Source organism: Pseudomonas protegens (genome assembly GCF_003363755.1).
Lineage (GTDB): Bacteria > Pseudomonadota > Gammaproteobacteria > Pseudomonadales > Pseudomonadaceae > Aquipseudomonas > Aquipseudomonas danubii.
In genome coordinates this window covers 4,923,681-4,936,095 of sequence record NZ_CP031396.1, presented here as the reverse complement: position 1 = coordinate 4,936,095, position 12,415 = coordinate 4,923,681, and the positions used below count along the sequence as shown (strand labels likewise).

The 12,415-nt window shown below is 62.2% G+C and carries 9 protein-coding genes and 2 tRNA genes; 9 read left to right on the top strand and 2 right to left on the bottom strand.

Going from position 1 to position 12,415, the window contains the following annotated elements:
• Window positions 1–79 precede the first annotated feature (79 nt).
• Window positions 80–1,147 carry a DNA polymerase IV gene (gene dinB, locus DWF74_RS22330; RefSeq protein WP_115581730.1) on the bottom strand — a complete coding sequence of 356 codons (1,068 nt, stop codon included), beginning with the start codon at window positions 1,145–1,147 and terminating at the stop codon, window positions 80–82.
• 294 nt (window positions 1,148–1,441) lie between these two features.
• On the opposite strand from dinB, the gene DWF74_RS22325 reads away from it, so the two are divergent.
• The 5 genes from DWF74_RS22325 to DWF74_RS22305 all read left to right on the top strand — a co-directional run bounded on the left by DWF74_RS22325 (window position 1,442) and on the right by DWF74_RS22305 (window position 6,732).
• Window positions 1,442–1,518: transfer RNA gene (locus tag DWF74_RS22325), tRNA-Met, on the top strand.
• 202 nt (window positions 1,519–1,720) lie between these two features.
• Window positions 1,721–1,797, top strand: a tRNA-Met gene (locus DWF74_RS22320).
• Between the two features lie 278 nt (window positions 1,798–2,075).
• Window positions 2,076–4,724 carry a bifunctional lysylphosphatidylglycerol flippase/synthetase MprF gene (gene mprF / locus DWF74_RS22315; RefSeq protein WP_102861439.1) on the top strand — a complete coding sequence of 883 codons (2,649 nt, stop codon included), beginning with the start codon at window positions 2,076–2,078 and terminating at the stop codon, window positions 4,722–4,724.
• Window positions 4,724–6,022, top strand: coding sequence for a virulence factor family protein (locus tag DWF74_RS22310; RefSeq protein WP_102861438.1), 1,299 nt, complete (start codon window positions 4,724–4,726; stop codon window positions 6,020–6,022). Before mprF ends, DWF74_RS22310 begins: the two co-directional genes overlap by 1 nt.
• A 434-nt stretch (window positions 6,023–6,456) precedes the next feature.
• Window positions 6,457–6,732 carry a DUF3077 domain-containing protein gene (locus DWF74_RS22305; RefSeq protein ID WP_115581729.1) on the top strand — a complete coding sequence of 92 codons (276 nt, stop codon included), beginning with the start codon at window positions 6,457–6,459 and terminating at the stop codon, window positions 6,730–6,732.
• A 167-nt stretch (window positions 6,733–6,899) separates the two neighbouring features.
• On the opposite strand, the gene DWF74_RS22300 is transcribed toward DWF74_RS22305, so the two are convergent.
• On the bottom strand, window positions 6,900–8,741 hold the full coding sequence (locus DWF74_RS22300; protein ID WP_371826180.1) for a potassium transporter Kup: 1,842 nt from the start codon (window positions 8,739–8,741) through the stop codon (window positions 6,900–6,902).
• A gap of 381 nt (window positions 8,742–9,122) precedes the next feature.
• On the opposite strand from DWF74_RS22300, the gene rimO reads away from it, so the two are divergent.
• The 4 genes from rimO (at window position 9,123) to DWF74_RS22280 (ending at window position 12,352) form a co-directional block, all read left to right on the top strand.
• A complete protein-coding gene (gene rimO / locus DWF74_RS22295) occupies window positions 9,123–10,460 on the top strand; it encodes a 30S ribosomal protein S12 methylthiotransferase RimO (RefSeq protein WP_047284184.1) in 1,338 nt (445 codons plus the stop codon).
• Between the two features lie 97 nt (window positions 10,461–10,557).
• A complete protein-coding gene (locus DWF74_RS22290) occupies window positions 10,558–11,031 on the top strand; it encodes a GNAT family N-acetyltransferase (RefSeq protein WP_102861435.1) in 474 nt (157 codons plus the stop codon).
• An 82-nt stretch (window positions 11,032–11,113) separates the two neighbouring features.
• Entirely contained in the window at window positions 11,114–11,824 is a 711-nt protein-coding gene (locus tag DWF74_RS22285; protein ID WP_115581728.1) for an rRNA pseudouridine synthase, read from the top strand.
• Window positions 11,825–11,890: 66 nt separating this feature from the next.
• Window positions 11,891–12,352, top strand: a complete 462-nt coding sequence (locus DWF74_RS22280; protein WP_047284181.1) for a DUF1456 family protein — start codon at window positions 11,891–11,893, stop codon at window positions 12,350–12,352.
• The last annotated feature ends 63 nt before the right edge of the window (window positions 12,353–12,415 follow it).

Here is a 12,415-nt window from a genome sequence, read left to right as displayed (position 1 = left end):
TTGCCTCAGGAGCCGGCTTGCCGGCGAATGTCACGCCGCGGATCAATCGCGGTGCTCCCCTTCGCCAGCCAGCCAGCGCCTACAACACGCCCCGAAACAGCTCCAGCTGTTCGTGACCACCGCGTAGATCCTGCAATCGCACGCCAATTCCCAAGAGCCGCACTGGCTTGCCGCCACGCTTGAAGGCCTGGGTCAGCAGTTGCCGATAACTCTCCAGATCCCGTCCGGCCCCCGCCTGCTCAAGAGTGGTCTGGGTAAAGTCGTGGAACTTCACTTTGACGAAGGGTTTGCCCGGCCGATAACTGCTGTCGATACGCGCAATGCGCCCTGCCAGAGTCTCCATCAGCTCCGGTAACTTCTGCAGGCAGCTATCCAGATCGGGAAGGTCCACGTCGTAAGTGTTTTCCACGCTGATGGACTGCCGCCGGCTGTCATTCTGCACCGGCCGATCATCGATCCCCCGGGCCAGGCTCCACAGGCGCTCGCCGAAACTGCCGAACTCGCGCACCAGAGCCAGCTTGTTCCAGTCGCGCAACTGCAGGCAGTCGACAATCCCCAGGCGACCCAGCTTGTCCGCCGTGACCTTGCCCACCCCATGCAACTTGCTCACCGGCAATTCGGAGACAAAATCCTCCACCTGATCCGGAGTGATCACGAACAGGCCGTTGGGCTTTTTCCAGTCGCTGGCAATCTTGGCCAGAAACTTGTTGGGCGCGACCCCGGCCGACACCGTGATATGCAACTGATTGGAAACCCGCCGACGAATGTCCTGGGCAATGCGCGTGGCGCTGCCGGCGAAGTTCGGACTGTCGGAAACATCCAGGTAGGCCTCGTCCAGGGACAAGGGCTCGATCAGCTCGGTGTAATCACGAAAGATCGTATGAATCTCTTTCGACGCCTCGCGATAGGCATCCATGCGCGGCTTGACGATCACCAGGTCCGGGCACAGGGTCAACGCGTGCCGCGACGACATGGCCGAGCGCACGCCATAGGCCCGCGCCTCATAGCTGCAGGTCGCAATCACCCCCCGTCGATCCGCGGAGCCGCCCACTGCCAACGGCTTGCCGGCCAGCTGCGGGTCGTCGCGCATTTCGATGGCGGCGTAGAAGCAATCACAGTCAATGTGGATGATTTTGCGCTGCATCATATAAAGGCAGAGATCATTAAAAGCTGAAGTCGGAATCAAAGCGGACGATCAGTATCTACCGGCACCTGTATATAGCACCAGTACCTTGCACCTCGGATCAATCGGCAAAGCGCCATGAGACATTTATTCTCTTAATGAGCACCAAGCGTTCCATAGAGCTGAAAGCCACGGTCTACCTGGGCCCAAGCCTCAAAAAACGCTCCTGGAAGCACGCTAAGCGATTGAACAGGAAGCCTTTTTTTAAAATTAGTGATTGACAGACGCCAGCGACGCTGTAGAATCCGCCCACACAGACGCGGGATGGAGCAGTCTGGTAGCTCGTCGGGCTCATAACCCGAAGGTCGTCGGTTCAAATCCGGCTCCCGCAACCAAACATCAAAAAAGGCTACTCGAAAGAGTGGCCTTTTTTGTGCGCGCCTGTTTTTGCCCTTCACGCACTCACCACCAGAGCGGCAAAACTCTTTAGCTGTCGATGACTTAAAAGACAGAACCGGCCATTCGACGTTTATTTGACCTGTCGAACCATTAATGGTTGACACTCAGTCGTTCGCCTGTAGAATGCCGCCACACAGACGCGGGATGGAGCAGTCTGGTAGCTCGTCGGGCTCATAACCCGAAGGTCGTCGGTTCAAATCCGGCTCCCGCAACCAAACATCAAAAAAGGCTGCTCGAAAGAGTGGCCTTTTTTGTATCTGTTGAAAAAGTCCTTTCGCAACAATGACCTGGCAAAGTGTTGCGAGCCTTTTAGCGATGCTTCGACCCTTCAAGATGCGAGCTATGCTCTGTCTCGAGCAACCACCCGGCGGCCTTCGCCCAGGGTCGCCGGGCCACGGTGAGACGCGTTAATATTTGAAACTATTTTTTCTACAGGGATTGGTAACTTGGCCGGATACCCCCATCCTGTCGCGCACAATCCACGAGGTGATTGATGCGCGCCAACACGTCTGATTCGCAAGACAGCGATACCACTACCGCCACTCAACCTGTGACAACCACTCGCCTGCGCTGGCTGGACCTGTTGAGCAAGTACCGCCAACCCCTGGGCCTGGCCATAACGCTGCTGCTGTTCGCCATTGCCCTGATCGCTTGCCGTCACCTGCTTAGCGAGCTGGACTTCTACGCCCTGCACGACTCGATCCTCGAAGTGCCCAAGCCGGCCCTGCTCGGCGCCCTGGGCGCGACCATCGTCGGCTTCATCATTCTGCTGGGATACGAGTGGTCCGCCAGCCGCTATGCCGGAGTCAACCTGCCCGGCCGTACCCTGGCCCTGGGTGGCTTCACCGCCTTCGCCATCGGCAACGCCATCGGTCTGTCGCTGCTGTCGGGCGGCTCAGTACGTTATCGCCTGTATGCACGTCATGGGCTGGGGGCCTCCGACGTCGCGCACATGACCCTGTTTGCCAGCCTCTCTCTTGGGTGTGCCTTGCCACCGCTGGCGGCCCTGGCCACTTTGAGTAACTTGCCGGCAGCCTCGGCGGCCTTGCGCCTGCCTGAAAGCCTGCTGGGCGGTATTGCCCTGGCTATCCTGCTGCTGGGCGCGGTACTGGCCGTCGGCATCTATCGCCGACGCCTGCCAGAGCAGCCTCTGCGCGACAACCTGCTGGTCCGGGTCGGACGCCGCACCCTGCGCCTGCCTGGACGGCGCCTGACCTTCCTGCAACTGATCATCACCGCCCTGGACGTCGCCGCAGCCGCCACCGTGCTCTACCTGCTGCTGCCCGAAGCGCCGCCGTTCGGCGCCTTCCTGCTGGTGTACCTGCTGGCCCTGGCCGCCGGTGTGCTCAGCCACGTACCCGGCGGCGTCGGGGTGTTCGAAGCCATCCTGCTGGCGGCGTTCGCCGACAAGCTCGGGGCCGCGCCCCTGGCGGCCGCATTGCTGCTTTATCGCCTGATCTACGTGGTGCTGCCGATGCTGGTGGCCTGCGTCCTGCTGCTGATCAACGAAGCCCAGCGCCTGTTCCAGACCCGACAATCCCTGCGGGTAGCTTCCGGCCTGGCGGCGCCGATCCTGGCGGTGCTGGTGTTTCTCTCCGGCGTGGTACTGCTGTTCTCCGGCGCCACCCCGGAAATCGATACCCGCCTGCAACACATCGGCTTCCTGATTCCTCACCGCCTGGTGGACGCTTCGCACTTCGGCGCCAGCCTGATCGGCGTGCTCTGCCTGCTGCTGGCCCAAGGCCTGCGCCGGCGCCTGTCCGCCGCCTGGATGCTCACCACCATTCTGTTGCTGGTGGGCGCCCTGCTCTCGCTGCTTAAAGGCTTTGACTGGGAAGAAGCCTGCCTGATGACCCTCACCGCCAGCCTGCTGGCCGTGTTCCGGCGCTCGTTCTATCGCCCCAGCCGCCTCACCGAACTGCCCTTCTCGCCGCTGTACCTGGTGGCCAGCGTCTGCGTGCTCGGCGCCTCCACCTGGCTGCTGCTGTTCGCCTATCAGGACGTGCCCTACAGCCATCAACTGTGGTGGCAGTTCACCCTCGACGCCGACGCCCCTCGGGGCCTGCGTTCGCTGTTGGGGGCTGCGGTGCTGTTGCTGGTGGTGTCCCTGACCTGGCTGCTGCGTACCGCACGCCCGGTCATCCACCTGCCCACCAGCGACGAGCTGGACAAGGCTGCGAAGATCCTCATGGCCTCGTCCCAACCCGATGGTGGCCTGGCCCTGACCGGTGACAAGGCGCTGCTGTTCCACCCCAACGACGATGCCTTCCTGATGTACGCTCGCCGCGGCCGCAGCCTGGTGGCGCTGTACGACCCCATCGGCCCGACCCAGCAGCGCGCGGAAATGATCTGGCAGTTCCGCGACCTGTGCGACCTGCACCACGCGCGCCCGGTGTTCTACCAGGTACGGGCGGAAAACCTGCCCTACTACATGGACATCGGCCTGACCGCGATCAAGCTCGGCGAAGAAGCCCGGGTCGATCTCAAGCGCTTTGACCTGGAAGCCAAGGGCAAGGAGATGAAGGACCTGCGCTACACCTGGAACCGCGGCACCCGCGACGGCCTGTCGCTGGAGATCCACGAACCCGGGCAAGCGCCGATGGATGAGCTGAAGGTCATCTCCGATGCCTGGCTGACCGGCAAGAACGTCCGCGAGAAAGGCTTCTCCCTGGGCCGTTTCAGCGACGACTACCTCAAGCACTTCCGCATCGCGATCATCCGTTTTGAAGGACGCCCGGTGGCCTTCGCCAACCTGCTCGAGACCTACAGCCATGACCTGGCCAGCCTCGACTTGATGCGTGCGCACCCGGACGCGCCGAAGCTGACCATGGAGTTCATGATGGTCGGCCTGATCCAGCATTATAAAAATCACGGATACGCCCGCTTCAGCCTGGGCATGGTGCCGCTGTCCGGCCTGCAACCGCGACGTGGCGCGCCGCTGACCCAACGCCTCGGCTCGATGGTCTTCCGCCGCGGCGAGCAACTGTATAACTTCCAAGGTTTGCGCCGCTTCAAAGACAAGTTCCAGCCCGACTGGGAACCCCGTTACATGGCCGTGCCGGCCGGGCTCGACCCGCTGGTGGCACTGGCCGACACCGCCGCCCTGATCGCAGGCGGCCTGACTGGATTGGTGAAACGCTGATGATTCAACGCTCTTGGCGGTATCTGCTGGCCACACTGGTGGTACTGGCTTTGCTTGCGGGTGGTGGCTACTGGTGGTGGAACCGCCCCGCCCCTGAACCGACCCTGGAACAACTGACCCAGGCCGACGGCTCGACCCTGACCCGTGTGACCCCCGGCACCAAGGCCAAGGCCCGGGTGGTGGTGGCGGTGTTGCCTGATTCGACCCTGACCGACAAACAACTGCTGGCCCTGAGCCGCAGCGGCGCGGCGCAGATCGTCCAGGTGATCCTGCCCAAGGACGATTGCAAACTGCAGGAACAAGCCCTGCAAAGCGCCCTGCCCCAGCTCAACGGCCCGGCCACCCTGGTCAGCGGCATCGGCCCGGGCGCGGCCCTGGCCTGGCGCTGGGTCGCCACCCAGAACGACGACAAGGCCCAGGCCGTGTCGGTGGGCTTCACCATTAACCCGGCGCCCGGCTGCACCGATCCACTGCCCAAGACCCTGGCCCACGGCCACTGGCTGGTGGCCTGGAACGACAACCCGGATGACGAAAGTGCCGGCTTCGTGCGTGATACCCCCAACGCCACCACCAGCATCAGCGACTACGACATCCACCTGCCCCAAGTGCTGAACAACGAGCTGCGCAAGCTGCTGGTGGGTTCTGAAAACGGCGGCCTGAACATTCCCGTGGTGGAAGTCCCGGCCGGCCAAGCCAAGGACACCGTGACCCTGTTCCTCTCCGGCGACGGCGGCTGGCGCGACCTGGACCGCGACGTGGCTGGCGAGATGGCCAAGATCGGCTACCCGGTGGTGGGCATCGACACCCTGCGCTACTACTGGCAGCACAAGACGCCTGAGCAAAGCGCCGTTGACCTCACCGAACTGATGCAGCACTACCGGCAGAAGTGGGGCACCAAGCGCTTCGTGCTGACCGGCTACTCCTTCGGCGCCGACGTGCTGCCGGCGATCTACAACCGCCTGCCGGAAGCCGAGCAGCAGCGGGTCGACGCCATTATCCTGCTGGCCTTCGCCCGTACCGGCAGCTTCGAGATCGAAGTCGAAGGCTGGCTGGGCAATGCTGGCAAGGAAGCTGCCACCGGCCCGGAAATGGCCAAGCTGCCCGCCGCCAAGGTGGTGTGCATCTACGGTGAGGAAGAAGTCGACGAAAGCGGCTGCACCGACAAGACTGCGGTCGGTGAAGCCATGAAGCTGCCGGGCGGCCATCACTTCGATGAGAACTACCCGGCACTGGCCAAGCGCCTGGTGGATGCCATCGAAAAGCGCCAGGCCAAGGATCAGGCGACCGCTCAAGAATGAGCTGAGCCTCGCCGCATAAAAGCCCCCGCAGCCTTGAGGTTGCGGGGGCTTTTTTACATCAGCGGTCTCAGTTGCCTCGTTGAAGACCGCGTAATGGCGGATGACTCCCGCGCAGGTTGTAGGCAAACTCCGAGAGTTGTGTAAGGGGTGCGTTTTGGGCACTTTGCTGCCTTGTTGGCCTGCGCTTCGACGGGCTAGGCTCCGGGTGTCGCTGAGCATTCAGCGGCCGGGCTTGGAAACCCGAAGAGTGAAGCGCAACAGCACCCCGTCACGACTGCAGCGGTTTACCACTGCAGTTCTGTGTTATGGCAGCTGTGCGTGGGACGCCTTTGGGCGTGCCGGTTCTTAACTCCCGGTTTTCCAACCCGCGCATAGCTGCCACCCATTCGCTTGGAAACGAACGTGGCAACTTCTTTGAGTTAAGGAGTATGACCATGAGCCAAACAAGTCCACCTGCACCTCGTGAACTGAAAACCATCGGCCTCACACCCTTCATCTACCGTTCCGAACTGCCTCTGTTCCAAGTCAGCCCCGACCTCCCCATCGGCGAAGCCCTGGCCCAAGCCTCCGACCTGTTATCCCTGGCCAAGGCCTTTGCCGAGGACGCCGCCTACAGCAAGGACAGCGATCGTCACGCCTGGGCCGCGCACTACCTGACCGCCATGGGCAAGGCGGTGGTGGACGATGTGGTGCAGGCGCTAGCCGCTTAAAGGCCGGGGCGATCACGGGGCCGGAGGGCTCCGAGAGAAACCGTCCTGTCATCAGCATCGATGTCGATGGCCAGTCCGTCATCGCGAGCAAGCCCGCTCCTACAGAACCGTAGAAACGAAAAGGCCCCCGCTGCCGCAAGGCAACGGGGGCTTTTGTCTGGTCAGGATCACATCTCGACCTGAGTACCCAGTTCAATCACCCGGTTCACCGGCAGCTTGAAGAAGCGCAGGTTGCCGTTGGCGTTCTTCAACATGAAGGCGAACAGCGCTTCGCGCCAGCGGGCCATGCCCACCAGCTTGGAGGCGATCACGGTTTCACGGCTGAGGAAGTAGGTGGTGCGCATAGGGCTGAAGTCCAGCTCGTCCAGGTGACACAGTTTCAGGGCTTCCGGGACGTCCGGTTCGTCGGTGAAACCGAAGTGCAGGATCACCCGGAAGAAACCTTCGCCGTAGGCGTCCACCTCGAAGCGCCGATTTGCAGGCACCCGCGGAATATCCTCGTAGACCACCGTCAACAGCACCACTTGTTCGTGCAGCACCTGGTTATGCAGCAGATTGTGCAGCAAGGCGTGGGGCACGGCGTCTGGACGGGCCGTGAGGAACACGGCAGTACCCTGCACCCGATGCGGCGGCTGAACGCGGATGCTGCCGATAAAGATTGGCAGCGGCAGCCCGCCTTCGTCCAAGCGATCCACCAGCAATTCCTTGCCGCGTTTCCAGGTGGTCATGAGCAGGAACAGCACGATCCCCGCCAGCACCGGGAAGGCACCGCCCTGGAAGATCTTCGGCACGTTGGCGGCGAAGAACAGCCCATCCACCAACAGGAATCCCAGCAGGAGCGGCACCACCAGCATCGGCGGCCACTTCCACAGCAGGAGGATCACCGCCGACACCAGGATACTGGTGATCAGCATGGTCCCGGTCACCGCCACGCCGTAGGCCGAAGCCAGGGCACCGGAGGACTCGAAACCGAGCACCAGCAGGATCACCCCCACCATCAGCGCCCAGTTCACCGCGCCGATGTAGATCTGCCCCTGCTCGGCGCTGGAAGTGTGCTGAATGTGCATCCGCGGGATGTAACCCAGCTGGATTGCTTGGCGAGTCAGGGAGAAGGCGCCGGAAATCACAGCCTGGGACGCGATCACCGTGGCCAGGGTGGCCAGCACCACCAGCGGAATCAGGGCCCAGCTCGGCGCCAGCAGGTAGAAGGGGTTGCGGGCCGCTTCAGGGTTTTCCAGCAGCAGCGCGCCCTGGCCGAAGTAGTTCAGCACCAGCGCCGGCAGCACCAGGGCGAACCAGGCCCGGGCGATGGGCTTGCGCCCGAAGTGCCCCATGTCGGCGTATAAGGCTTCAGCACCGGTCAATGCCAGCACCACCGCCCCGAGAATGGCGACCCCCATGCCCGGATGAACGATGAAGAAACGCACGCCCCACATCGGGTTCAGCGCCTGCAGCACTTCCGGGTGCTGGAGAATGCCGTTGACCCCCAACCCGCCCAGAACCACGAACCAGGCCACCATCACCGGACCAAACAGCTTGCCGATGCGATCAGTGCCGTGTTTCTGGATCAGGAACAAGGCCACCAGTACCACCAGCGCCATCGGCACCACCCAGTGTTCCAGGCCGCTGAATGCCAGCTCCAGGCCCTCGACCGCCGACAACACGGAAATCGCCGGGGTGATCATGCTATCGCCATAGAACAGCGCCGCCCCGATCAGGCCCAGAATCACCAGCATCGAACGCAAGCGCGGATAGGAACCGGCAGCCCGCCTGGCCAGCGCGGTCAAGGCCATGATGCCGCCCTCGCCCTGGTTGTCGGCCCGCAGGACGAACAGTACGTACTTGATCGAGACGACCCAGACCAACGACCAGAAAATCAGCGCGAGGATGCCAAACACCCCGTCATGATTGACCTGAACCCCATAATGGCCGGCAAACACCTCCTTGAGGGTGTAGAGCGGACTGGTGCCGATATCGCCATACACCACCCCGACCGCCGCCACCAGCATCCCCAGAGGCTTGCCCCCGGAGTGCTCGCCACTCGCCGCCTGACTACTTGCCTGACCCATCAATGACTCCCACTACTCAAGACCGGGGCTTCTTATATAGAAAGCGCAAGGTTATACAAGCGCTATTCTCTTAAGTTGCGCAGTTTGCCATGTAATTTGCAGATTCTTATTACCACTAAGGCGCCAACTAACGTCGTATGAAAGCAACCGGGCATAACGGGAAGAAGCATAGTCCAGCGCTGGTCGTATTTCCCCCGTATAAAGCTGGTCAAGCGCCTCGACCATCGCTAGAATTGCGCACTTTTTGATCAGAGGCGCAGCCAGCGCCCAAGCGTCGCACTTGCCCCCCAAGTGATTCGATACCCAATACCGAGGTTAGACATGTCCACCCCCTCCGCGCCGGCCAACCCGAAAGTCGGCTTCGTATCCCTGGGTTGCCCAAAAGCTCTGGTCGACTCCGAGCGCATCCTCACTCAACTGCGCATGGAAGGCTATGACGTGGTGTCCACCTACCAGGACGCCGATGTCGTGGTGGTCAACACCTGCGGTTTCATCGACTCGGCCAAGGCCGAATCCCTGGAAGTGATCGGCGAAGCCATCAAGGAAAACGGCAAGGTCATCGTCACCGGCTGCATGGGCGTGGAAGAAGGCAATATCCGTGACGTGCACCCTAGCGTGCTGGCCGTGACCGGCCCGCAGCAGTACGAGCAAGTGGTCAACGCCGTGCACGAAGTGGTGCCGCCGAAACAGGACCACAACCCGCTGATCGATCTGGTGCCGCCGCAAGGCATCAAGCTGACCCCACGGCACTACGCCTACCTGAAGATTTCCGAAGGCTGCAACCACAGCTGCAGCTTCTGCATCATTCCGTCGATGCGCGGCAAGCTGGTCAGCCGTCCGGTGGGCGATGTGCTCGACGAGGCCCAGCGCCTGGTCAAGTCCGGGGTCAAGGAACTGCTGGTGATCTCCCAGGACACCAGCGCCTATGGCGTGGACGTCAAGTACCGCACCGGTTTCTGGAACGGCGCGCCGGTGAAGACCCGCATGACCGAGCTCTGCGAGGCCCTGAGTACTCTGGGCGTGTGGGTGCGCCTGCACTACGTGTACCCGTACCCGCACGTGGACGAGCTGATTCCGCTGATGGCCGCCGGCAAGATCCTGCCGTACCTGGACATCCCGTTCCAGCACGCCAGCCCGAAAGTGCTCAAGGCCATGAAGCGTCCGGCCTTCGAAGACAAGACCCTGGCGCGGATCAAGGCCTGGCGCGAGATCTGCCCGGAGCTGATCATCCGTTCGACCTTTATCGTCGGCTTCCCTGGCGAAACCGAGGAAGACTTCCAGTACCTGCTCAACTGGCTGACCGAAGCCCAGCTGGACCGTGTTGGTTGCTTCCAGTACTCGCCGGTGGAAGGCGCACCGGCCAACGACCTGGACCTGGAAGTGGTCCCGGACGAGGTCAAGCAGGACCGCTGGGAACGCTTCATGGCGCACCAGCAGGAAATCAGCTCGGCACGCCTGCAACAGCGCATCGGCAAGGAAATCGAAGTGCTGATCGATGAAGTCGACGAGAATGGCGCCGTGGGCCGCTGCTTCTTCGATGCGCCGGAGATCGACGGCAACGTGTTCATCGACGGTGCGGGCGACCTGAAGCCGGGTGACAAGGTCTGGTGCCGGGTCACCGACGCCGACGAATACGACCTCTGGGCCGAAACCCTGTAAGGCGTAAAAAAACTGCCAAGCCCCGCTCTCGCCACGAGATGCGGGGCTTTTTTCGGTCTATCGTTAGCCCTTGCCAATCACCTCAGGGACAAGCGGCATGCGCCACCACTCGGTCATCCACACCCCCAAACTCAGCGACTACCCGGAACTGGTCCGTGTCTGGGAAGACTCGGTTCGCGCCACCCACGACTTTCTCCCGGACAGCTATATAGAGCTGCTGAGAAACCTGGTGCTGACCCGCTACCTGGATGCGGTGATGCTGATCTGTACCCGGGATCAGCGGCAACGCATCACCGGTTTCGCTGGCGTGGCAGCGGGCAAGATCGAGATGCTGTTCATCGACCCGGCCCATCGCGGCCAGGGCCTGGGCCGGCAACTGCTGCACTATGCAGTGGAACACCTGAACGCCCAACAACTGGACGTCAATGAACAGAACCCTCAAGCGCTGGGCTTCTACTTCAAGCAGGGCTTTGAGGTGGTCGGCCGCTCCGAACAGGACGGCATGGGCCAGCCCTACCCGTTGCTGCACATGCGCCTGAAACAACCACAACTGCAGGCCCGACGCGGCTAAAAGCCACAGCGGGCAAATGGACCCGCGATTAACCGGCGCCAGGCAGGTACAATAGCCGCCCTCTTTTGATACGGCCCCTGACATGACTGACCCGATTCGTCTCTCCAAACGCCTCATCGAACTGGTCGGCTGCTCCCGCCGGGAGGCTGAGCTGTTCATCGAGGGCGGCTGGGTCACCGTAGACGGCGAAGTCATCGACGAACCGCAGTTCAAGGTCGGCGCGCAAAAGGTCGTCCTCGACCCCGAGGCCAAGGCTACCGCCCCGGAGCCGGTAACCATCCTGCTCAACGTGCCCGCCGGCCAGGATCCGGACAGCGCCATGCAGTCCATCAGCGCCGACAGCCTGTCGGACGAGCACCGCTACGGCAAACGTCCGCTGCGCGGGCATTTCCTGCGCCTGACCGCCAGTGAAGACCTGCAACCCAATGCCAGCGGCCTGTTGGTGTTCACCCAGGACTGGAAAGTGCTGCGCAAGCTGACGGCCGATGCGGCCAAGATCGAGCAGGAATACGTGGTCGAGGTCGAAGGCGAGATGATCGACCACGGCCTCAACCGCCTGAACCACGGCCTGACCTACAAGGGCCGCGAGCTGCCGCCGGTCAAGGCCAGTTGGCAGAACGAGAACCGCCTGCGCTTCGCCATGAAGAATCCGCAGCCGGGTGTGATCGCACTGTTTTGCCAAGCCGTCGGCCTCAAGGTCGTCGCCATTCGCCGCATCCGGATCGGCGGCGTGTCCATCGGCAAAGTGCCGCTGGGCCAGTGGCGCTACCTGTCGGCCAAAGAGAAGTTCTAAAGCCGCCCCCATTCAGACGCCGTGCCCTGGCGCGGCGCTCAACGCGCATTGATCAGGACTGTAACCATGATTCATAACGATGTACTGCGCAGCGTGCGCTACATGCTCGACATCAGCGACAAGAAGGTCGTGGAGATCATCAAGCTCACCGGCTTCAAGGTCAGCCTGGACGACATCGTCAGCTACCTGAAGAAGGACGAGGAAGAAGGCTTCGTGCACTGCCCGGACGAAGTCATGGCGCATTTCCTCGACGGCCTGGTGATCTTCAAGCGCGGCAAGGATGAAAGCCGTCCGCCGCTGCCGATCGAACTGCCGGTGACCAACAACATCATCCTGAAGAAGCTGCGCGTGGCCTTCGAGCTCAAGGAAGACGACATGCACGCCGTGCTCAAGGCCGCCGACTTCCCAGTGTCCAAGCCCGAGCTGAGCGCGCTGTTCCGCAAGTTCGGCCACACCAACTACCGCCCTTGCGGCGACCAGTTGCTGCGCAACTTCCTCAAGGGCCTGACCCTGCGGGTTAGAGCTTAAGGCAGCTGCAAGCTTCAAGCTGCAAGTTCAAGGCTTGTAGCTTGCGGCTTGAAGCTCAAAGCT

Excerpts from the sequence above, each read along its gene's own strand:
- DWF74_RS22290 (WP_102861435.1), top strand. The coding sequence starts at position 10,558 with ATGCGCCACCACTCGGTCATCCACACCCCCAAACTCAGCGACTACCCG.
- DWF74_RS22305 (WP_115581729.1), top strand. The coding sequence starts at position 6,457 with ATGAGCCAAACAAGTCCACCTGCACCTCGTGAACTGAAAACCATCGGC.
- DWF74_RS22310 (WP_102861438.1), top strand. The coding sequence starts at position 4,724 with ATGATTCAACGCTCTTGGCGGTATCTGCTGGCCACACTGGTGGTACTG.
- rimO (WP_047284184.1), top strand. The coding sequence starts at position 9,123 with ATGTCCACCCCCTCCGCGCCGGCCAACCCGAAAGTCGGCTTCGTATCC.
- DWF74_RS22285 (WP_115581728.1), top strand. The coding sequence starts at position 11,114 with ATGACTGACCCGATTCGTCTCTCCAAACGCCTCATCGAACTGGTCGGC.
- DWF74_RS22280 (WP_047284181.1), top strand. The coding sequence starts at position 11,891 with ATGATTCATAACGATGTACTGCGCAGCGTGCGCTACATGCTCGACATC.
- dinB (WP_115581730.1), bottom strand. The coding sequence starts at position 1,147 with ATGATGCAGCGCAAAATCATCCACATTGACTGTGATTGCTTCTACGCC.
- DWF74_RS22300 (WP_371826180.1), bottom strand. The coding sequence starts at position 8,741 with ATGCTGGTGGCGGCGGTCGGGGTGGTGTATGGCGATATCGGCACCAGT.
- mprF (WP_102861439.1), top strand. The coding sequence starts at position 2,076 with ATGCGCGCCAACACGTCTGATTCGCAAGACAGCGATACCACTACCGCC.